Genomic DNA, 21,565 nt, shown 5'->3' with positions numbered 1-21,565 from the left:
ATCTACCCCTTAAAAGCGCTGGGCGCGGGGGAATCATCGCTGTATATTTTCATACACAACGATCATAAGGACTCTCGCCGTGAACCGATTTACCCGCCGCCTGACGCTGGGCGCACTATTAGTACTTTCCCCGCTCGCCGCGCTGGCGAACCGCACGCTCACCGACCAGCTTGGCCGCCAGGTCACGATCCCCGACGAGGTTAACCGCGTCGTGGTGCTTCAGCACCAAACGCTCAACCTGCTGGTGCAAATGAACGCCACCGACAAAGTGGTTGGCATTCTGGCGAACTGGAAGCAACAGCTTGGCAGCGGCTACGCGCGCCTGGCCCCGGAGCTTGAGCATAAGGCCCAGTTAGGGGATTTAACCAGCGTGGACACCGAAAAGCTGGTGGCGCTGCACCCTCAGGTGGTGTTCGTCACCAACTATGCGCCGCAGGAGATGATCGACAGCATTAGCAAACTCGGCATCCCGGTGATTGCGATTTCTCTGCGGCACGATACACCGGGCGAGCAGGGCAAACTGAACCCGTCGATGCAGGACGAAGAGCAAGCCTATAATCTCGGCCTGAAAGAAGGCATCGAGCTGATTGGTGAAGTAGTTAATAAAGAGAAGCAGGCCAAAGCGCTGATCGACGCCACTTTTGCCGAGCGCAAGCTGGTCAGCGACCGCCTGAAAGACATCCCGGCAGACCAGCGGGTGCGGGCTTATATGGCCAATCCTGACCTGACCACCTACGGATCCGGGAAATATACCGGCCTGATGATGGCCCACGCGGGCGCGTTGAACGTGGCGGCGTCGACCGTGAAAGGTTTCAAGCAGGTGTCGATGGAACAGGTGATCGCCTGGGATCCGCAGGTGATCTTCGTGCAGGATCGTTACCCCAAAGTGGTGGATGAGATCGTCAGCAAGCCCGAGTGGCAGCCGATCGACGCGGTGAAAAGCCATCAGGTCTGGCTGATGCCGGAATACGCCAAAGCCTGGGGCTACCCGATGCCGGAAGCGATGGCGATCGGCGAGCTGTGGATGGCGAAAAAACTGTATCCCGCCAGATTCAAAGACATCGACATGAAGAAAGTGGCCGACAGCTGGTATCAGCGTTTTTACCGCACCCACTATGAAGGCGTTGAGTAATGACGCTGCAAATTCTGGCGGCGGGAAGCCTGCGGCGGGTCTGGCAGCCGCTTATGGCCCAGTTTGAGCAGGAAACTAGCTTGCCAACAGAGACGCAATTTGGGCCTGCGGGCCTGCTAAGAGCCCGTATAGAAGCCGGCGAAAACTGTTCGCTGTTTGCGTCGGCAAACATGGCGCACCCGCACACGCTGCTGGAGCGGGGCAAAGCTCGGGCGGTTCACCGGTTTGCCGGGAACGCCCTTTGCCTGACGGCGGCGGCGCACTGCGTTGATGAGCAGAGTACCTGGCTAACGCTATTGAGCAATCCGGCCTTACGCATTGGCACGTCCACGCCGGGCAGCGATCCTTCCGGGGATTATACCTGGCAGTTCTTTGGCAGATTTGAAGCTGAATTTGGCATCGCCCTGCAGCCGCGAGCCTTAGCCCTGGTTGGCGGACCGGACACGCAGGCCGTGCCCGACGGCAGGCTTGCGGCGCAGTGGCTTATTGCCAGCGGGCAGGCCGATCTGATGATTGGTTACCGAAGCTATGCCGCAGCGCTGCAGGCCCATCGTGAACTGCGGGTGTTCGAGATCCCGGCGTCCTACAATATTCAGGCCGATTATGGGCTGGCGGTATGCGACGAACGGGCGGAGCCGCTGCGGGCGTTCTTGGTCTCGGACGCTGCGCGGCAAATACTGCGGGATTACGGCTTTGTCGTCTGAAAGTAAAAAACCGCCGATGAAGGCGGTTTTTTTTAATGCTTCTCAGCCTGTTAAGGCATCATCGTCGGCCATTCGGGCGGCATTCTGGCGATGATCTCGACCAGCCCCGTTTTAAACGACGCCCAGATAATCGGGAAGTCACCGAGCGTCAGGCCCAATAAACCCATGGCAAACCAGCAGGATGCGGCAATCCCCAGCCCGCTGCTGATTATGGCTAAAGCCCGGTAATCCGAGCGGCGAAACTGAATATTCAGGCTGCTTGCCAAAAACATCAAAACCGCACTAAGCAGCGGCCAGCGTATGAGCATCACGCCGGTGGTGATTGTTGCCATGAACCTTGTTCCTCAAAAAGCTGCAATTTATTTTTATGTTGCACTGATAATGTGAAGTGTATCACTTTTGTGTGTTTAATCACCAGCGTTGTGATGGTTTTTTGCGCGGTTTTGAGGCCAGGTCGGCGGGGGTTTTTAGGAAAACCAGGACGTGGAAGGCGTGAACATTTTGTTTATCTGATGTTTACCACAATTTCGTTTAAATAATCATTCCCTGCTGCTTTAACCCCAGAAAAACTCATATTAACACGGTGGGTTAAATCTTAAGCTAAACAGCATCCCGGTTCCTCTTATCTCTTTGTTGCGCAAATTAATTTCCGCAGAGTTAACGGCTGAAGGCTATTGCTAAAGCAGGCTTTATGATGCAACGTAATCGGCGGTCATCAGGTTGTTCTAATAAAGTATAAAAACAGGCGCATAAAAGCAGAGACGTGTGAGCATCATGGTGAAACGGATTTATCTTAAGGCGTTGCGTACCTCAGGTTTTGTCCTGATCGTTTGCCTGCCGATAATGCTGGCAATTTATTTTGCCCATGTTCGCGCCACCAGTGACATCCAGCAGCACCTGCACTCTTTTGGCAAACTGGTGATGGAAAAAACGGAAATCGTCATCAGTCATGTTAATGAGGCGCGCAGCGAGGCGGAACGTTTTTCCGGGGAAATATGCAGTCCCCGGCATATGGCAAATATGCTGGATATTGTGCGCGGTAAACTTTTTGTCGCCGATTTAATTTACGTCAGTGGCGATAAGCTGCTGTGCTCGACCAGCTATAAGCCGTTAAAAGCGCTGCCAGCGCCGCGCCCTTCTTATACCCGTAAACCGGACGTCGCGATTTATTATTATCTGGATACGCCGTTTTATGCCGGGCATAAAATGACCTACATGCAACGTGGGCATTATGTGGCGGTGATTAACCCGCTCACCTGGTCAGAAGTTTTGTCCGAAGATGACTCGCTGATTTATGGCGTCTACGACACCGTCACCCGCAGTTTTTTCTCTTTAAGTCCGGGGGCCGACAGCGACCTGCTGCACAGTTTTATTCTGCGTAAAGAGAAAGCGTTTACCGAGGATAACCGTTTTTACGCCGTCGACCAGTCGGCTAAAAGACCGATTGCGGTGATTGTTTCCACGTCAGAAACCTTGTTTAACCGCCAGTGGTATCACCAACTGACGCTGACGCTTCCGTTAGGCGTTATTTGCAGCCTGCTGATATTAATTATGTGGTCCCGAACCCGTCAGCAATTAAATTCCCCGCGGCGGATGCTTTTAAGAGCGCTGGCCAGAAAACAGCTCAAACTTCACTATCAGCCCATTATTGATATTCAAAATGGCTATTGCGTGGGGGCGGAAGCGCTGCTGCGGTGGGTGAATTTTAATGGACAAACCATCAGCCCCGGGACGTTTATTCCGCTGGCAGAATCTGAAGGTCTGATTCACAAAATATCGGACTATGTGGTTGATGCCGTATTTAAAGATTTTGGTGAATTTCTTGCCGACCATCCTGGCCTCTATATTTCGATTAATCTTTCAGCATCTGATTTTCACTCTTCACGCTTAATCACCGTACTTTCAGAACGGATTAAAACCTACAACATTCGTCCAGAGCAGATAAAAATCGAAGTGACCGAGCGAGGGTTTATTGACGTTGAAAAAACCAGGCCGTTTATCCAGGAGTTTCGCAACGCGGGCTTTAAAGTCGCCATTGATGACTTTGGCACCGGGTATTCGAATCTGCACAATCTGCAGTACCTGAACGTCGATATTTTAAAAATCGACAAAAGCTTTATTGATTCCCTCGCCAGCGAGCGGGCCAGCCACTTGCTGGTGGAACACATCATTGAAATTGCCCACAGCCTGAAGTTAACGACAATTGCCGAAGGGGTTGAAACCGAAGCGCAGGTGGCGTGGCTGGTGGATCACGGCGTGGAGTATTGCCAGGGCTGGTATTTTGCGAAGGCACTGCCTCCGCAAGAGTTTATCGCCTGGCTCTATACCCCAGGCGGGATCCCCGTACGCAAGGCCTCAGTGGCTCGCGAGCCACTGCTTTAAAGGAACAACCCATTCTGGGTTAGGGCGGAAAAATGCCCCGTGCTGCTGGCCGGTAGAGATTTTTATCTCTTTATAATGAGTGATCCCCGGACTGTGGTTCACAATCGTCTGGCAGGAACCCACTTCATCCGAGGCTTCATAAATGGAGAGCACGTTCCCGTACAGGCGATTGCGGGCGTCATCCTGAATGGAATGAGTACATCCCGCCAGAATGGCAACGTTGAGCGCCTTATTCTGCAGTTTACTTGCCGCCAGAATGGTAATTTCGCCGCCGCGTGAGAAGCCGACAAGCGTAATATTCTTAGCCGGAACGCCTTTTGCAATCAGCGTGTTCACATCCTGCTTTAGCTTCTCGGCATACTGATCTGGCTGAGTATCTTTGGCTCTGTGATAAGCAATCAGGTTGTAGCCATCATCGCTGAGCTTCTCTTTCACCGCCGGGAAATCGTAAACGCCCCACTGCGGTTTATTTGGATTACTCGGCCGGTCAATATTTCCCTCTAACACTTTCCCGTGTGTATAAAAAACGTATTTCTGTTTCGGATTAACGCTGTCAGGGAACGCGGTATAAATGGTTGCCGCCTGAGCGGCCATTGAGGCAAGCCCGATGGCCAAAATGGCAAAACTTAACTTTTTCACTCCAACTCCTGTTGGTTTTCTTAGGCCTGATGGCGGTAATCCGTTGGGGTGCGGTCAAACTCACGGCGGAACACGCGGGAGAAGGTTTGCTGCGAGACATACCCGTAGTCCATCGCGATATCAAAAATAGGGCGCTGGGTAGTGCGTAGCGCGGTGGCAGCCATCAACAGGCGGCGCTGGCGGATGTACTCACCCAGCGTCTGGTGCATGACGGTGCGGAACATTCGCTGCAAGTACCACTTTGAATAACCTGATTTTTTCGCCACCACGTCGATGTTCAGCGGCTGGTCAATATGTTCATCAATCCATTCAGTCAACGTATAAATGATGTCCTGGTGAGCCATGAGTCGTCCTCATTTCCGGGTTAGCTAGTTTCATTGCCAGGGAGTATAATTCCTCAAGTTAACTTGAGGTAAAGAGCATTATGGAAAAGAAATTGCCCCGAATAAAAACGCTGTTAACGCCCGGTGAAGTGGCGAAGCGCAGCGGCGTGGCCGTCTCCGCGCTTCACTTTTACGAAAGCAAAGGTTTGATTAAAAGTACGAGAAATGCAGGCAATCAGCGGCGTTATCAGCGTGATGTGTTGCGAACGGTGGCGATAATAAAAATTGCGCAGCGCATTGGCATTCCGTTGAGCACCGTCGGGGATGCGTTCGGCGTGCTGCCCGACGGCCATTCGATCAACAAAAACGACTGGAAGAAGCTGTCATCGCAATGGCGCGAGGAGCTGAACCACCGCATTGCCACGCTGACCGCGCTGCGTGACGAACTGAATGGCTGCATTGGCTGCGGCTGTTTATCGGGGGCGCAATGCCCGCTGCGTAACCCAGGCGATAAGCTGGGCGAGCAGGGCACCGGCGCCAGGCTGTTGGAAGATTGAAAATTATCTTTCAAACATAAAACTAAAGCGCCACAAGGGCGCTCAAGACGGCTAACAAAGAGGGAAAAAGCGTGGTTTTTCCCTCTTTGTTGTTATCAACCGAAAATCAATGAATTGATTGTCCCGGTTTATTAATGGCGTCTTCAGTAGCGGCATTGCTTAACAGAGATCATCCGTTGCCACATAAAACTAAAGCGCCACAAGGGCGCTTTAGTTGTTTTCCGGTCTTTGTCTTTCGCTCTATCCCGTTCTGACAGGAGGGTTTCCCCCGACGTCGGCACCCCTCGATAACGCCTACACATAGCTACGTACACACTTCACTGACTTTGGAGGTTCCGGTCTGCACCGACAATTTAAGTGTAGGTCTGTCCCTTCACTTTGCAAGGTCAATTGTTCTTTTTTTGTTCATTTTTTTGACATGTGATTCGTGCAGGGCTTTCCTATAGTTATTCCATCTGGCTAAACAAAGGGTTATCTCATGCTCACGGTCCATCACCTCAATAACTCCCGTTCCCAGCGCGTACTCTGGATGCTGGAAGAACTGGCGCAGCCCTACCAGATCGTGCGTTACCAGCGGGAGCCCTCCATGCTTGCCCCGGAAGCGCTAAAAAAAATCCATCCGCTGGGCAAATCCCCGGTGGTGGAAGATAGCGGCCATATCCTGGCGGAATCAGGTGCCATTCTTGAGTACCTGCAGGAAACCTACGACAGCGAAAACCACCTGAAGCCGCAGGACATTAACGACAAAATCCAGTACCGCTTTTGGCTGCATTACGCCGAAGGGTCGCTGATGTCGCTGCTGTTAATGAAGCTGGTGTTTGGTAGCCTCGGCAAAGCCCCGGTGCCCTGGCCGCTGCGCCCGGTGGGCAAAGCGCTGGGGCAGGGCGTGCAGAAAGCCTGGCTGAATAAGCAACTCACCACCCATGCCCGTTTTATTGAGGATCACCTGAGCCAGCACCCGTGGTTCGCCGGGCAACAGTTCAGCGCGGCAGATATTCAGATGAGTTTCCCGGTGGCCGCGTTGCTGGCGAGAGGTGAAGTCAACGACATGCCGCACACCCAGGCGTGGATGAAAAATGTGCAAACGCGCCCCGCCTGGCAGCGAGCATTAAATCAAGGCGGCCCTTTTGAAATCCCCGGGGCGTGATCGCCGCAAAAGTAAAGCGAGAAAAAAACGAGCCTAACTTTTTTGCGTTTTTGTTGCGAAATTGCGCATTGACGATAACGTTTGCGCACCCTAAGGCGAATAATTCATCAGCTGAGCATATTTTCCGCGAAAATCGCAAAAGTTAAGTTGAAAATCCCGTCAGGAAGGCAGGATAATCGTTTGCCTTAATTCTGTAACACCGATTTGTCCGTGTGGAGTTAAACGATTGCTTTTTTGTGACACCCCTTTGTCACAATCGTAGCGCAGGGAGACAACGTTTAACTGGCAGCGGGTTGTCCACCACCCGGGCAAACGTCATTCTAAAAATCTCAGGGGATTTTTCACTATGTCTACACCTTCTCCGCGCGCCGGCGGTTCGCTCGACGCCTGGTTCAAAATCTCTGCACGCGGCAGCACCGTGCGTCAGGAAGTTGTCGCCGGTCTGACAACCTTCCTTGCTATGGTTTACTCGGTGATCGTTGTGCCGGGAATGCTCGGCAAAGCCGGGTTCCCACCGGCGGCGGTCTTTGTGGCTACCTGCCTGGTAGCGGGCGTGGGCTCCATCGTGATGGGCCTGTGGGCGAACCTGCCGCTGGCCATCGGCTGCGCTATCTCGCTGACCGCCTTCACCGCCTTTAGCCTGGTGCTTGGCCAGCACATCAGCGTGCCGGTCGCCCTTGGCGCGGTATTCCTGATGGGCGTTCTGTTCACCCTTATCTCTGCCACCGGCATTCGTAGCTGGATTTTGCGCAATTTGCCGATGGGCGTGGCGCACGGCACCGGGATCGGTATCGGCCTGTTCCTGCTGCTGATTGCCGCGAACGGCGTCGGCCTGGTGATTAAAAACCCGCTGGACGGGCTGCCGGTTGCGCTGGGGCATTTCGCCAGCTTCCCGGTGATCATGTCGCTGATTGGCCTGGCGGTGATCATTGGTCTGGAAAAACTGAAGGTGCCGGGCGGCATTCTGCTGACCATTATCGGCGTGTCCATTGTCGGCCTGATCTTCGATCCGAACGTGCATTTCTCCGGCGTTTTCGCCATGCCGTCGCTGAGCGATGATAAAGGCAACTCGCTGATTGGCAGCCTGGATATCATGGGCGCGCTGAACCCGATCATTCTGCCGAGCGTGCTGGCGCTGGTGATGACCGCCGTGTTTGACGCCACCGGCACTATCCGCGCGGTAGCCGGTCAGGCAAACCTGCTGGACAAAGACGGCCAGATCATTGACGGCGGCAAAGCGCTGACCACCGACTCCCTGAGCAGCGTGTTCTCCGGCCTGGTGGGCGCAGCCCCGGCGGCGGTTTACATCGAATCTGCAGCGGGTACCGCGGCAGGCGGCAAAACCGGCCTGACAGCCATCACCGTTGGCGTGCTGTTCCTGCTGATCCTGTTCCTGTCGCCGCTCTCTTACCTGGTACCGGCATATGCCACGGCACCTGCGCTGATGTATGTTGGCCTGCTGATGCTGAGCAACGTCGCCAAAATTGACTTTGCGGACTTCGTGGATGCGATGGCCGGGCTGATTACCGCGGTATTCATCGTGCTGACCTGCAACATCGTGACCGGGATCATGATCGGCTTTGCTTCTCTGGTGATTGGCCGCGTAGTATCCGGTGAATGGCGCAAGCTGAACATCGGCACCGTCGTTATTGCCGTTGCGCTGGTGGCGTTCTACGCTGGCGGCTGGGCTATCTGATTTTCAATTCGTGCGGGTTGCGCTCTGTAACCCGCCGCTTTCACCCACTTCGGGCATTTCCGGTTCCAATGTGATGCAAAAAGTTGTTTTATTATAAAAACAACCGCTAAGAGTGACGCTTCAAATCACACATCACGTTCAGGGAAAACATGGAAATTTTCTTCACAATCTTGATTATGACCCTCGTGGTCTCCCTCTCTGGGGTAGTAACACGTATGTTGCCGTTTCAGATCCCACTGCCGTTAATGCAAATCGCCATCGGGGCGCTGCTTGCCTGGCCGCACTTTGGCTTACACGTTGAATTCGACCCTGAGCTATTCCTGGTCCTGTTCATTCCGCCGCTGCTGTTTGCCGACGGCTGGAAAACGCCCACTCATGAATTTCTCCATCATGGCCGCGAAATTATTGGCCTGGCGCTGGTGCTGGTGCTGGTCACCGTGGTTGGCATCGGCTTCCTGATTTACTTCCTGGTGCCGGGCATTCCGCTGGTGCCTGCTTTTGCGCTGGCTGCCGTGCTGTCACCGACGGACGCCGTGGCGCTGTCCGGGATTGTCGGCGAAGGGCGGATTCCGAAGAAGATCATGGGGATATTGCAGGGCGAAGCATTGATGAACGACGCCTCTGGCCTGGTTTCCCTGAAGCTTGCGGTGGCGGTCGCCGTAGGGGCGATGGCCTTTAGCGTCGGCGGGGCTTCACTGGAGTTCTTCAAGGTTGCCATTGGCGGCCTGCTGGCGGGGATTGCAGTCAGCTGGCTGTACGGCAAATCGCTGCGCCTGATGAGCCGCTGGAGCGGGGACGAACCCGCCACCCAAATCCTGCTGCTGCTTCTGCTGCCGTTCGCCTCTTACCTGATTGCTGAACACATCGGCGTTTCCGGCATTCTGGCGGCGGTAGCCGCAGGGATGACCATTACCCGTTCCGGCGTGCTGCGTAGCGCCCCGCTGACCATGCGCCTGCGCGCGAACAGCGTCTGGGCGATGCTGGAATTTGTGTTCAACGGCATGGTCTTCCTGCTGCTGGGCCTGCAGCTGCCGGGCATTCTCGAAACATCCGTCGCGGCGGCTAATGCCGATCCGAATGTTGAGCTGTGGATGCTGTTCCTCGACGTGGCGATGATCTATTTCGCCCTGATTGCGGTGCGTTTCCTGTGGCTGTGGTCGATGAAGCGCCTCAGCCTGCGCTTTTTGAAAAAGCGCCCGCTGGAGTTTGGCTCTTTCACCACCCGCGAGCTGGGTATTGCCTCTTTTGCCGGCGTGCGCGGGGCCATCACCCTGGCCGGTGTGCTTTCTATTCCGCTGCTGCTGAACGATGGCACGCCTTTTCCGGCACGCTATGAGCTGATTTTCCTCTCCGCAGGCGTGATCCTGTTCTCGCTGTTTGCCGGGGTCATCATGCTGCCGATTCTGCTGCGAAACGTTGAGGTTGGGGATAAATCTCTGTCGCGCAAAGAGGAGCGGCTGGCCCGGTCCGCCACGGCCGAAGTGGCGATTGTCGCTATCCAGAAAATGGAGGAGCGCCTGGCCGCGGACAGCGAAGAGAACATCGACGACCAGCTACTGAAAGAGGTGAGTTCGCGGGTTATCGGGAATTTACGCCGCCGCGCAGACGGACGTAATGACGTAGAAAGCAGCGAGCTTGAAGAGAACCTTGAGCGCCGCTTCCGCCTGACGGCGCTGCGTTCAGAGCGCGCTGAGCTTTACCATCTGCGCGCCACCCAGCAAATCAGCAATGAGACCCTGCAAAAACTCCTGCACGATCTCGACCTGCTGGAAGCGCTGCTGATCGAAAAAGAGTAATCCCGCTAGTTCTGGCCGGTTTCCAATGCCGGCCAGAACTCTCTGCAGCAATCAATCCACGCCTGCGCGCTCTGCGAAATATACACCCCTTCACGCCAAATCATCCCTAACTGCCAGCTCAGGTTGCTGTTCAGCGGCAGCCACATCAGCGTGGTGTGGTCGAGCTTGCGGCAAATCGGCTCCGGCAACACGGCAATCCCCACGCCGCCCTGTACCATCGCCGCCAGGAAATCCCACTGCCCGCTGCGTACCGCAATGCGCGGGGTAAAACCGTGGTCGGCAAACAGCTGCATCAGCTGGCGGCTAAGGGAGAAATCTTCGTTGTAGATAAGCAGCGGGTGCTCGGCGAGCTCCGCCGGGTCAACGCTGGTGCGGCCAATCCACGGGCCGGAGCGGGGCACCAGCACGCAGAGCGGATGGCGGAACAGCGGCATTACCGTCAGTGCGTCTTCATCTTCTACGGGGATGGCCGTTACCGCCAAATCCAGATCGCCGTTAAGCACCGCCTGCTGCACCGTCAGGCCGCCGAATTCGGAAATCTTGAACTCCACGCCGGGGTAGCGGTGTTGATACACGCCTATCGGGCCGGTCATCAGCGTACCAACCATCGGCGGAATACCGAGGCGCAGCACGCCGTTGGTGAGCTGCTTGATGTCGCTCAGCTCTGCCTCAAGCTGGCGAAACTCGGCGAGGATGGCCAGTCCGCGCTGGAATACTACCTGGCCGGTGTCGGTCAGCAGCAGGCGGCGGCCGTCGCGGATCAGCAGCGTGCAGTTCAGCTCATCCTCGAGGTTACGCAGCATTTTGCTGATGGTGGGCTGCGTGACGAACATCTTCTCCGCCGCCCGGGTGAAGCTCTGCTGGCGGACGACTTCAACGAAATAACGCAGCGTTCTGATGTCCATAACTATTCCTGTTAACTATACCTGCAATGATTTTAATTCATTTCAGTAGCGATGAACCGCTCTCTATAATCGGGGCTGGTATTTTTTCTGGAGCACCGATCATGGCATTGGCGTTAGGCCGTTTTACGCCTGCTGTAATGCATAGCCTGCGTGTCCCCGTGCAGGTTGCGCTGTACGCCGGACTTTTTGTTTTTGCCGAACAGTTGGTGACGTGGGGGCATCTGCCGCTGCCCGCGAACCTGGTGGGGATGTTGCTCCTGCTGGCGCTGATTGTGTGCCGCATTGTGCCGCTGAAATGGGTCAGGGAAGGGTCGAAATGGCTGCTGGCCGAGATGCTGCTGTTTTTCGTCCCGGCGGTTGTGGCCGTGGTGAACTACTCTCAGCTGCTGATGGTGGAGGGCTGGCGTATTTTTGCCGTGATAGCGGTCAGCACCGTGCTGGTGCTCGGCAGCACGGCCTTTGTGGTGGAAAAAGTCTACCGCTTTGAACTGGCTCGCGAAGCTCGCAGGCAGTCCCGCAATGACTAACTTCCAGCTCAGCGTGCTGTGCCTTGTGGTCACGCTGGTTTTCTACTTCGCCAATAAACGCCTGTATCGCCGTTTTCGCAAACTGCCGCTGATGCCGCTGGTCTTTACGCCGGTGCTGCTGGTGGGGATGCTCGTCTTCGGCCATATCTCCTACAGCAACTACATGGGAGAGGCGCACTGGCTGCTGTGGCTGCTTGGGCCCGCCACCATTGCTTTTGCGGTGCCGGTGTATGACAACCTTCGGGTGATAAAACGCCACTGGATGTCGCTTTCTGCGGGCGTGCTGACGGCGATGGTGGTGGCGGTAACCAGCTCGATTTGGCTGGCCCGCTTATTTACCCTGCCGGACGGCATTCAGCGCAGCCTGGCCGTGCGCTCAATTACCACGCCTTTTGCCCTGGCGGCCGCGAAGCCCATCGGCGGCGAGCCTGAACTGGTGGCGCTGTTTGTGGTGATCACCGGCGTGTTCGGCATGGCGGTGGGGGACGTGCTGTTTCTGCGCCTGTCGATCAGGGAAGGGATAGCCAAAGGCGCGGGGTTCGGCGCGGCTTCTCACGGCGCGGGTACCGCTCGCTCTTATGAGCTGGGGCCGCAGGAAGGGGTGATTGCCAGCCTGGTGATGATGCTGTCCGGCGTGGTGACGGTTTTGGTCGCACCGCTGGTCAGTTGGCTGATGTTTTAACCTACCGGGGCAGAGATAGCCCCGGTAAGTACTTACTAACTAGTGAGCCCGCCCCTGATCGATGCCGATACCGGTTTGAGAGCGAATAAACTGCGCGCGGAACTTCTCCCGCTCCAGCTTACCTTCCGGCGTATTATCGGTAATCGAGAACAGCCAGATGCCGACAAACGCAATCAGAATAGAGAACAGCGCCGGGTATTCATACGGGAAGACCGCTTTTTCATGGCCGAGGATCTGCACCCAGATAGTCGGGCCCAGAATCATCAGCACCACCGCCGTCAGCAGGCCGAGCCAGCCGCCAATCATTGCGCCGCGCGTGGTCAGCTTCGACCAGTACATCGACAGCAGGATAATCGGGAAGTTACAGCTCGCGGCAATGGAGAATGCCAGCCCCACCATGAAAGCAATGTTCTGTTTTTCAAACAGAATACCCAGCAGGATAGCCACCACGCCCAGCACCAGAACGGTGATTTTCGACACTTTCAGCTCATCGCGTTCGGACGCGCCTTTGCGGAAGACGTTGGCGTAAAGGTCGTGAGATACCGCCGAAGCGCCCGCCAGCGTTAACCCGGCCACAACCGCGAGGATGGTGGCGAAGGCAACCGCAGAGATAAAGCCGAGGAACAGGTTCCCGCCCACCGCGTCGGCAAGATGAACCGCCGCCATATTGTTGCCGCCAATCAGCGCGCCCGCCGCGTCTTTAAACGCTGGGTTAGCACCTACTAACATAATGGCGCCAAAACCGATGATAAAGGTCAGAATGTAGAAGTAACCCATGAAGCCGGTGGCGTAAAACACGCTTTTACGCGCTTCGCGGGCGTCGCTCACGGTGAAGAAGCGCATCAGAATATGTGGCAGGCCAGCGGTGCCAAACATCAGGCCGAGGCCCAGAGACAGCGCAGAAATAGGGTCTTTCACCAGCCCGCCAGGGCTCATGATCGCCGCGCCTTTAGGGTGAACCGCCATTGCTTCATTGAACAGGTTGTTGAAGCTGAAGCCGACGTGCTTCATCACCATAAACGCCATGAAACTTGCGCCGAACAGCAGCAGCACGGCCTTGATGATTTGCACCCAGGTCGTCGCCAGCATGCCGCCAAACAGCACGTACATCACCATCAGCACGCCCACCAGCACCACGGCGACGTGGTAGTTCAGGCCGAACAGCAGCTCGATGAGCTTCCCGGCGCCAACCATCTGGGCAATCAGATAAAGGGCGACCACCACCAGCGACCCGCAGGCCGACAGCGTGCGGATTGGCCCCTGTTTGAGGCGATACGACGCCACATCGGCAAAGGTATAGCGGCCCAGGTTACGCAGGCGCTCGGCAATCAGGAACAGGATAATCGGCCAGCCGACCAGGAACCCCAGGGAGTAAATCAGGCCGTCGTAGCCGGAGGTGTACACCAGCGCGGAAATTCCGAGGAACGAGGCCGCCGACATGAAGTCACCGGCAATCGCAAGGCCATTCTGGAAACCGGTAATGTTGCCGCCCGCGGTGTAATAGTCGCTGCGGGAGCGAACGCGCTTGGACGCCCAGTAAGTGATATACAGCGTCAGCGCGACGAAAATCAGGAACATGATGATCGCCTGCCAGTTGGTTGGCTGGCGCTGCACGTCGCCGGTTATGGCATCGGCGGCAAAGGCACCGGCCGGCAGCAGAGCGGCAAAGACCGTAAGAAAACGCTTCATTTAACCCCCACTTCACGCAGCACTTCGTTATTCAGGCGGTCAAATTCGCCGTTAGCACGCCAGACATAAATCCCGGTGAGCAGGAAGGAAATAACGATCACGCCGATGCCAATAGGGATGCCCCGCGTGACGCTGGTGCCGTCATGCAGCGGGGTGCCAAGCCACGCCGGTGCGAAGGCAATCAGCAAAATAAAACCAACGTAAATCACTAACATAATCAGTGACAGAAGGGCGGCAAACCGTTGCCTTTTGGAAACCAACTCCCTGAAATGCGCACTGCTTTCTATCCGCTGATAAATGGTGTCATTCATCACAGAATCTCCAGAGGTTTTTGTAGGTTTTTTTATTCCCTCTCCCCTGTGGGGAGCGGGCTAGGGTGAGGGGAAAGGTACGGTCAGATGTCCTCACCCCGACCCTCTCCCTGAACGGGAGAGGGGTAGAACAAGGTTACGAAGGTATGGATAAAGCCTGTTTTTCTTCCAGCAGTTTTTCTACTACGCCCGGGTCGGCGAGGGTGGAGGTATCGCCCAGGTTGCTGGTGTCGCCGGAGGCAATCTTGCGCAAAATACGGCGCATGATCTTGCCGGAGCGGGTTTTCGGCAGCGAATCGGTCCAGTGCAGCACGTCCGGCGTGGCAAGCGGGCCAATCTCTTTCCGCACCCAATTGCGCACCTCGGCGTACAGCTCCGGCGTCGGCTCTTCGCCGTGGTTCAGCGTCACGTAGGCGTAAATCGCCTGGCCTTTAATGTTGTGCGGAATCCCCACCACCGCGGCTTCGGCAATCTTCGGATGCGACACCAGCGCTGATTCAATCTCGGCGGTACCCAGGCGATGGCCGGACACGTTCAGCACGTCATCCACGCGGCCGGTGATCCAGTAATAACCGTCTTCGTCACGGCGCGCGCCGTCGCCGCTGAAGTACATGTTTTTGAAAGTGGAGAAGTAGGTCTGCTCGAAGCGCTCGTGGTCCCCGAACAGCGTGCGTGCCTGGCCTGGCCAGGAATCGGTAATGGTCAGGTTGCCTTCGGTAGCACCCAGCTGCGGATTGCCTTCGTTATCGACCAACGCGGGCTGAACGCCAAAGAACGGCTGGGTCGCGGAGCCCGCTTTCAGCTCGGTCGCGCCGGGCAGCGGGGTGATCATAAAGCCACCGGTTTCCGTCTGCCACCAGGTGTCCATCACCGGGCATTTCTCATTGCCGATGTGCTTCCAGTACCACTCCCAGGCTTCCGGGTTGATGGGCTCGCCCACGGAACCAAGAATACGCAGCGAAGTGCGGTCGGTGCCTTCGGTGGCTTTATCCCCTTCGGCCATCAGAGCACGAATGGCGGTTGGCGCGGTGTAGAGAATATTCACCTTATGTTTGTCGACCACCTGCGCCATGCGGTTTGGCTTCGGCCAGTTAGGCACGCCCTCAAACATCAGCGTGATCGCGCCGCAGGCCAGCGGGCCGTAAAGCAGGTAGCTGTGCCCGGTCACCCAGCCCACGTCGGCGGTACACCAGTAGACATCGCCCGGATGGTAGTCGAAGACATATTTAAAGGTGGTCGCGGCATACACCAGATAGCCGCCAGTGGTGTGCAGCACGCCTTTTGGCTTACCTGTGGAGCCGGAGGTATAGAGGATGAACAGCGGATCTTCAGCGTTCATTTCCACCGGTTGGTGCTGGTCGCTGGCTTTCTCTGTCAGCTCGTGCCACCACAGGTCGCGGTTCTGGTGCCAGTCGATTTTGCCGCCGGTGCGCTTCAGGACAATAACGTGCTCAACGGTTTTCACATTTGGGTTTTTAAGCGCGTCATCCACGTTCTTTTTCAGCGGAATTGAGCGCCCGGCGCGCACGCCTTCATCGGCGGTGATCACCAGGCGAGAGCTGGAGTCGATGATGCGTCCGGCTACGGCTTCCGGCGAGAAACCGCCAAAGATCACGGAATGCACGGCGCCAATGCGCGCGCAGGCCAGCATGGCAACGGCTGCTTCCGGCACCATTGGCATATAAATCGCGACAACATCGCCTTTCTTAATGCCCAGTTCAACCAAAGTGTTGGCAAAACGGCAGACATCGCGATGCAGCTCGCGATAAGTGATGTTTTTGCTCTGGGTCGCGTCATCTCCTTCCCAGATAATGGCGGTTTGATCGCCCCGTTCTTTTAGGTGCCGGTCGAGGCAGTTTGCGGCTAAATTAAGCGTCCCGTCCTCATACCACTTGATAGAGATGTTTCCCGGCGCAAAAGAGGTGTTTTTCACCTTTTGGTACGGTTTGATCCAGTCGAGAATTTTCCCTTGTTCGCCCCAAAACGCATCCGGGTCCTGTATCGACTGTTGATACATGGCCTGGTACTGCTCCGGGTTTATCAGGCAACGGTCCGCAATGTTTGCGGGAATAGCGTGTTTGTGTACTTGGCTCATGGCTTTTTTTCTCCTTTAGGATGTTAATAATATGTCACACAAACGTTGATAGTAGGGGTATTGGCAGCTTTGTTTACTTTTTGGGCGGCAGATCACGCATTAAAATAATTGCGCAGAAATTGTTCAAACAGATGAATCATAAGAAATAATTACCTTTGGTACTTATTTCCAAAAACAAATAATGAATTTTTTTCCATAACAATAAGTTATATTCATATTTCTCCGCAAAATCCTGTTTATCTATGCAATGTAAGTGCATAACCCTAAAAATGAAGGGTTGCGCAGCAGGCTATCGGGATGGTACTGATACGTTGCTTTAAAAAACCCCGCTTAACACCTGATGTTTGTCATACCCCCTTTCAGTTTGTGACCTTCTCCTGAGTCAACAGCATGGGAATGGCGTTTTTTTGAGGAACTGTCGTCGTTATGAAAAACTTTAAAATGAGCCTGGCCTGGCAAATCTTGCTGGCGCTGGTGCTGGGCATTATCCTGGGAAGTTTTCTTCATTATCAAAGTGATAGCCGTGAATGGCTGGTCGCTAACCTGCTGTCACCGGCGGGTGATATCTTTATCCACCTGATCAAAATGATCGTCGTGCCGATTGTGATCTCCACCCTGGTGGTCGGGATTGCGGGCGTCGGCGACGCCAAGCAGCTTGGTCGCATCGGCGCTAAAACCATCATTTATTTCGAAGTGATCACGACGGTTGCCATCATTCTGGGCATTACGCTCGCGAATGTTTTCCAGCCGGGCCACGGCATAGATATGTCACAGCTTGCTACCGTGGATATTTCGAAATACCAGCACACGGCGCAGGACGTACAAAGCCATGCTCATGGCCTGATGGGGACTATTCTGTCGCTCGTGCCTACCAACATTGTGGCATCAATGGCGAAGGGCGAGATGCTACCGATCATCTTCTTCTCGGTGCTGTTTGGCCTGGGGCTGTCGTCGCTGCCCGCGACTCACCGCGAGCCGCTGGTGACCGTCTTCCGCTCCATCTCTGAAACCATGTTCAAAGTGACGCACATGGTGATGCGCTATGCGCCGGTGGGTGTTTTCGCGCTGATTTCCGTGACCGTTGCGAACTTTGGCTTTGCCTCGCTCTGGCCGCTGCTGAAGCTGGTGGTGCTGGTGTATGTGGCGATTGCCTTCTTTGCGCTGGTGGTGCTGGGCGCGGTGGCGCGCCTGTGCGGGCTGAAAATCACCATCCTGATGCGCATCCTGAAAGACGAACTGATTCTGGCGTTCTCTACCGCCAGCTCCGAGAGCGTGCTGCCACGCATCATCGAGAAGATGGAAGCCTATGGTGCTCCGGCGTCGATCACCAGCTTCGTGGTGCCGACCGGTTACTCGTTTAACCTGGACGGTTCCACGCTTTATCAGAGCATTGCGGCGATCTTTATCGCTCAGCTGTACGGCATTGAGCTGTCGCTGTGGCAGGAAATCATTCTGGTGCTGACGCTGATGGTGACCTCAAAGGGGATTGCCGGCGTGCCGGGCGTCTCTTTCGTGGTGCTGCTGGCCACGCTTGGCAGCGTCGGTATTCCGCTGGAAGGGCTGGCGTTTATTGCCGGGGTTGACCGTATTCTGGATATGGCGCGTACCGCGCTGAACGTGGTCGGCAACGCGCTGGCGGTGCTGGTTATCGCCAAGTGGGAACATAAATTCGACCATAAAAAAGCCCAGGCCTATGAGCGTGAGCTTTTTGGGAAGTTTGACAGTAAGGCGAGCAGTTAAGTAAAGCCCCTCACCCCGGCCCTCTCCCCAAAGGGGAGAGGGTTAGGGTGAGGGGATGTTTTACCCCATCGCGCTTTCGCGCAGCCGGGCCTTCAGCTTATTGTACTCATCAATCACATACTGCTCGGCGGCCTGCTGGTCGACGATCGGCTCGACGCGCACGGCGCAGTACTTGTACTCCGGCGTTTTGGTTATCGGGCTCAGGTTCTCGGTCACCAGCTCATTACAGGCACCAATCCACCACTGATAGGTCATGTACACCGCGCCTTTATTCGGACGCTCGCTGACCGCTGCTCGGGTAATAACCCGGCCTTTGCGTGAATTCACCCAAATCAGCGCCTCATCTTCAATGCCCAGCCGGGCGGCATCTTCGACGTGGATTTGTGCATAACCCGGTTCATCGGCCAGCGCGGCCAGTGCCGCACAGTTCCCGGTCATTGAACGGCAGGAGTAGTGGCCCACTTCACGCACCGTAGAAAGCACCATCGGGTACTCGTCGGTGACGCGATCGATAGGCGGTGCCCAGTCGCAGGTGAAGAACTGCCCCCGGCCGTTAGGGCGCTCAAACTTGCTTTCATAAAGGTAAGAAGTCCCCTGATCCGCGTCAGATGTGTCCCGGCAAGGCCACTGGATATAGCCCAGCTCGCCCATCTTCTCGTAGGTTGCCCCGTAGAAGTCCGGACACAGGTGGCGCAGCTCGTCCCAGATTTCCTGGGTATTGCGGTAGTGCATCGGGTAGCCCATGCGGGTGGCGATTTCACTGATAATCTGCCAGTCCGTTTTGAGATCCCACTTCGGCTCAACCGCTTTAAAGAAGCGCTGGAAACCGCGGTCGGCGGCGGTGAAGACGCCTTCATGCTCGCCCCATGAGGTGGACGGTAAAATAACGTCGGCCTCGGCGGCGGTTTTAGTCATGAAGATGTCCTGCACAATCACCAGCTCAAGCCCGGCAAACGCTTTGCGCACGGCGGAAAGCTCGGCGTCGGTCTGGAGCGGATCTTCCCCCATAATATAGGCCGCGCGGACTTCCCCGTGCTCGACCCGGTGAGGCAGTTCGCTGATGCGGTAGCCGTTAGCTTCCGGCAGCGCGTCAACGCCCCAGGCTGCAGCAAATTTGCTGCGGGTTTCCGCGTCACGAACATACTGGTTGCCGGGGAACATGTCCGGCAGCGCGCCCATATCGCAGGCACCCTGCACGTTGTTCTGGCCGCGAACCGGGTTCACGCCCACGTTAGGCTTGCCGAGGTTGCCGGTCATCAGCGCCAGGCTGGTGAGTGAGCGCACGGTTTCCACGCCCTGATAGAACTGGGTCACGCCCATGCCCCACAGGATGGTGGCCGTTTTGGCTTTGGCGTACATGCGCGCCGCCGCACGGATTTCCCCGGCGCTGACGCCCGTGATTTCCTCTACGGATTCCGGCGTGTAGCCTTCAACAATTTTGCGATATTCCTCGAAGCCCTCGGTACGAGAAGCGACGAAAGCGTGGTCGTAAAGATTCTCTTCAATAATGACGTGGCCAATCGCATTCAACAGCGCGATGTTTGAGCCGTTGCGTAACCTTAAATGCATATCGGCAATGCGCGCGGTTTCAATTTTGCGCGGATCGACAACGATAATCTGAGCCCCTTTCTGCTTCGCCTTAATCACGCGATTAGCCACGATAGGGTGTGAATCCGCCGGGTTGTACCCGAACACAAAGACTAAATCAGTATCCTCAATCTCGACGATAGAGTTACTCATCGCGCCATTACCGACCGACTGGTGCAGACCTGCAACCGATGGGCCGTGTCAGACACGTGCGCAGCAATCGACGTTATTGGTTCCAATAACGGCGCGCGCAAATTTTTGCATTACATAGTTGGTTTCGTTGCCTGTTCCGCGTGAAGAGCCGGTGGTTTGAATGGCGTTCGGGCCATACTTGGCTTTGATCTCGCTCAGGCGTGAGCTGACGTAATCCAGCGCTTCGCCCCAGGATACGGCTTCCAGCTTGCCGCCTCGCTCGCGGCGAATCATCGGGGTTTTCAAGCGCGGGGTAAGGATTTTGGTGTCGGTGATAAAATCCCAACCGTAATACCCCTTCAGGCACAGGTCGCCCTGGTTGGTTTTACCCTGTGCGCCTTCCGCCTTGACGATTTTGCCGTTATCCACCACCAGGTTTATCTTGCAACCCGAGGCGCAATAGGGGCAAACCGTGACGACTTTTTTCATCATGTTGCTCCAGTCAATGCTGTCATTTAAGTGCGGCGATAAAAGCAAACCGCCTTGCTGAGCCACTCAATGCATTATCTATGCCACATAGAATGCATGGGTAATGGCGCGGGGTTCTGGGGGATCCGACGAGAGCACTGACGAGAGAAGCAGGATTTCGTCATAAATGACGTGTCGAACTGACGGCCATTTGTGACAGTGATAGAAAATTCTACATGGATCTGTGTTCTTTCTGCGGCGCGCAATCAACAATCGCTCACACTAAAAAGAACCTCCTCCCCTCCGGAGAAAATAATGAAACCTGCAATCCTGGTGGTGGATGACGACAAGGCCATTTGCGACGTGCTGCGCGACGTGCTCAGTGAACATGTCTTTGACGTGCTTGTGTGCCATAGCGGTAATGAAGCGCTGCAGATTGTGGCGGCAGAGCCTTCTGTTGCGCTGATTTTGCTGGATATGATGCTGCCGGATACCAACGGCCTGCTGGTACTTCAGCAGGTGCAGAAACTGCGTCCCGCTTTGCCGGTGGTGATGCTGACCGGCATGGGCAGCGAGTCCGACGTCGTCGTGGGTCTGGAAATGGGCGCCGATGACTACATCGCCAAACCGTTCAATGGGCGCGTGGTAGTGGCCCGAGTCAAAGCGGTGCTGAGGCGCAGCGGGGCGCTGGCCGTAGAAAGCAGCCCGACCAAAACCAGCGGGCTGCAGTTTAACGGCTGGCGGCTGGACACCGACCGCTGCCAGTTGATGAATGCTCAGCAACAGCAGGTTGATCTCACTCAGGGCGAATATGGCCTGCTGCTTTCCCTGGTGCAGAACGCCAGGAAAGTGCTGTCGCGGGAAAAGTTGCTCGAGCTCACCCACAGCGAAAGCCTGGAAGTGTTCGACCGCACTATCGACGTATTAATCATGCGGCTGCGGCGCAAAATCGAGGTCAACCCGCACCAGCCCACGCTGATTCGCACCATCCGCGGCGTGGGCTACGTTTTTGCCGCCGATGTCACTCACGGCGAGAATAATGCGGTTTAGCGT

General features: G+C 55.8%; 19 protein-coding genes. 11 read left to right on the top strand and 8 right to left on the bottom strand.

Going from position 1 to position 21,565, the window contains the following annotated elements; all coding sequences use genetic code 11:
- The first annotated feature begins 79 nt into the window (after window positions 1-79).
- Complete coding sequence (locus ACREYP_RS20765; RefSeq protein WP_336709048.1) at window positions 80-1,132, top strand: ABC transporter substrate-binding protein; 1,053 nt, start codon at window positions 80-82, stop codon at window positions 1,130-1,132.
- Window positions 1,132-1,836 (top strand): molybdate ABC transporter substrate-binding protein, encoded by a 705-nt coding sequence (modA, locus tag ACREYP_RS20760; protein ID WP_166993101.1) that lies wholly within the window; start codon window positions 1,132-1,134, stop codon window positions 1,834-1,836. Before ACREYP_RS20765 ends, modA begins: the two co-directional genes overlap by 1 nt.
- A 50-nt stretch (window positions 1,837-1,886) precedes the next feature.
- Here the strand turns inward: modA and ACREYP_RS20755 are convergent, their stop codons facing one another.
- Window positions 1,887-2,168, bottom strand: coding sequence for a YjcB family protein (locus ACREYP_RS20755; RefSeq protein WP_008455794.1), 282 nt, complete (start codon window positions 2,166-2,168; stop codon window positions 1,887-1,889).
- A gap of 442 nt (window positions 2,169-2,610) precedes the next feature.
- Between ACREYP_RS20755 and pdeC the strand changes: the two genes are divergently transcribed.
- On the top strand, window positions 2,611-4,218 hold the full coding sequence (pdeC, locus tag ACREYP_RS20750) for a cyclic di-3',5'-guanosine monophosphate phosphodiesterase PdeC (protein WP_034808085.1): 1,608 nt from the start codon (window positions 2,611-2,613) through the stop codon (window positions 4,216-4,218).
- On the opposite strand, the gene ACREYP_RS20745 is transcribed toward pdeC, so the two are convergent.
- On the bottom strand, window positions 4,192-4,857 hold the full coding sequence (locus ACREYP_RS20745; RefSeq protein ID WP_008455789.1) for an alpha/beta hydrolase family protein: 666 nt from the start codon (window positions 4,855-4,857) through the stop codon (window positions 4,192-4,194). The genes pdeC and ACREYP_RS20745 overlap by 27 nt on opposite strands.
- A gap of 20 nt (window positions 4,858-4,877) precedes the next feature.
- A complete protein-coding gene (gene soxS, locus ACREYP_RS20740) occupies window positions 4,878-5,201 on the bottom strand; it encodes a superoxide response transcriptional regulator SoxS (protein WP_008455787.1) in 324 nt (107 codons plus the stop codon).
- 80 nt (window positions 5,202-5,281) lie between these two features.
- Here soxS and soxR point away from each other — a divergent pair, with 80 nt between their 5' ends.
- From soxR to ACREYP_RS20720, 4 genes are all read left to right on the top strand, one after another.
- Window positions 5,282-5,737 carry a redox-sensitive transcriptional activator SoxR gene (soxR, locus tag ACREYP_RS20735; RefSeq protein ID WP_008455786.1) on the top strand — a complete coding sequence of 152 codons (456 nt, stop codon included), beginning with the start codon at window positions 5,282-5,284 and terminating at the stop codon, window positions 5,735-5,737.
- A gap of 478 nt (window positions 5,738-6,215) precedes the next feature.
- The gene (locus ACREYP_RS20730; protein ID WP_008455784.1) at window positions 6,216-6,884 is read left to right on the top strand and encodes a glutathione S-transferase family protein; all 669 of its coding nucleotides are present in this window, start codon (window positions 6,216-6,218) and stop codon (window positions 6,882-6,884) included.
- A 346-nt stretch (window positions 6,885-7,230) separates the two neighbouring features.
- Entirely contained in the window at window positions 7,231-8,580 is a 1,350-nt protein-coding gene (gene ghxP, locus ACREYP_RS20725; protein ID WP_008455782.1) for a guanine/hypoxanthine transporter GhxP, read from the top strand.
- A gap of 149 nt (window positions 8,581-8,729) precedes the next feature.
- On the top strand, window positions 8,730-10,376 hold the full coding sequence (locus ACREYP_RS20720; RefSeq protein WP_008455781.1) for a Na+/H+ antiporter: 1,647 nt from the start codon (window positions 8,730-8,732) through the stop codon (window positions 10,374-10,376).
- Window positions 10,377-10,381: 5 nt separating this feature from the next.
- Here the strand turns inward: ACREYP_RS20720 and ACREYP_RS20715 are convergent, their stop codons facing one another.
- Window positions 10,382-11,281 (bottom strand): LysR family transcriptional regulator, encoded by a 900-nt coding sequence (locus tag ACREYP_RS20715; protein ID WP_336818247.1) that lies wholly within the window; start codon window positions 11,279-11,281, stop codon window positions 10,382-10,384.
- Between the two features lie 101 nt (window positions 11,282-11,382).
- On the opposite strand from ACREYP_RS20715, the gene ACREYP_RS20710 reads away from it, so the two are divergent.
- Window positions 11,383-11,808 carry a CidA/LrgA family protein gene (locus tag ACREYP_RS20710; RefSeq protein ID WP_166877540.1) on the top strand — a complete coding sequence of 142 codons (426 nt, stop codon included), beginning with the start codon at window positions 11,383-11,385 and terminating at the stop codon, window positions 11,806-11,808.
- Entirely contained in the window at window positions 11,801-12,490 is a 690-nt protein-coding gene (locus tag ACREYP_RS20705) for an LrgB family protein (RefSeq protein WP_008455777.1), read from the top strand. The genes ACREYP_RS20710 and ACREYP_RS20705 overlap by 8 nt, the downstream gene beginning before the upstream one ends.
- A 39-nt stretch (window positions 12,491-12,529) precedes the next feature.
- Here ACREYP_RS20705 and actP read toward each other — a convergent pair whose 3' ends face one another.
- The 3 genes from actP to acs all read right to left on the bottom strand — a co-directional run bounded on the left by actP (window position 12,530) and on the right by acs (window position 16,585).
- Window positions 12,530-14,179, bottom strand: a complete 1,650-nt coding sequence (gene actP / locus ACREYP_RS20700) for a cation/acetate symporter ActP (protein WP_336709044.1) — start codon at window positions 14,177-14,179, stop codon at window positions 12,530-12,532.
- Window positions 14,176-14,490 (bottom strand): DUF485 domain-containing protein, encoded by a 315-nt coding sequence (locus ACREYP_RS20695; protein WP_008455772.1) that lies wholly within the window; start codon window positions 14,488-14,490, stop codon window positions 14,176-14,178. Before ACREYP_RS20695 ends, actP begins: the two co-directional genes overlap by 4 nt.
- Before the next feature lie 136 nt (window positions 14,491-14,626).
- Complete coding sequence (gene acs, locus ACREYP_RS20690; RefSeq protein ID WP_008455771.1) at window positions 14,627-16,585, bottom strand: acetate--CoA ligase; 1,959 nt, start codon at window positions 16,583-16,585, stop codon at window positions 14,627-14,629.
- Between the two features lie 426 nt (window positions 16,586-17,011).
- Between acs and gltP the strand changes: the two genes are divergently transcribed.
- Complete coding sequence (gene gltP / locus ACREYP_RS20685; protein ID WP_008455769.1) at window positions 17,012-18,325, top strand: glutamate/aspartate:proton symporter GltP; 1,314 nt, start codon at window positions 17,012-17,014, stop codon at window positions 18,323-18,325.
- Between the two features lie 60 nt (window positions 18,326-18,385).
- Here the strand turns inward: gltP and fdhF are convergent, their stop codons facing one another.
- Window positions 18,386-20,533, bottom strand: a complete 2,148-nt coding sequence (fdhF, locus tag ACREYP_RS20680; protein WP_336818448.1) for a formate dehydrogenase subunit alpha — start codon at window positions 20,531-20,533, stop codon at window positions 18,386-18,388.
- A 294-nt stretch (window positions 20,534-20,827) separates the two neighbouring features.
- Between fdhF and ACREYP_RS20675 the strand changes: the two genes are divergently transcribed.
- Window positions 20,828-21,562: a response regulator gene (locus tag ACREYP_RS20675; protein WP_336818248.1), complete on the top strand. Its 735-nt coding sequence runs from the start codon at window positions 20,828-20,830 to the stop codon at window positions 21,560-21,562.
- Window positions 21,563-21,565 lie beyond the last annotated feature (3 nt).

Source organism: Enterobacter sp. TMH.L2 (assembly GCF_050847315.1).
GTDB lineage: Bacteria > Pseudomonadota > Gammaproteobacteria > Enterobacterales > Enterobacteriaceae > Cedecea.
This window is presented reverse-complemented; position numbering and strand designations above follow the sequence as displayed.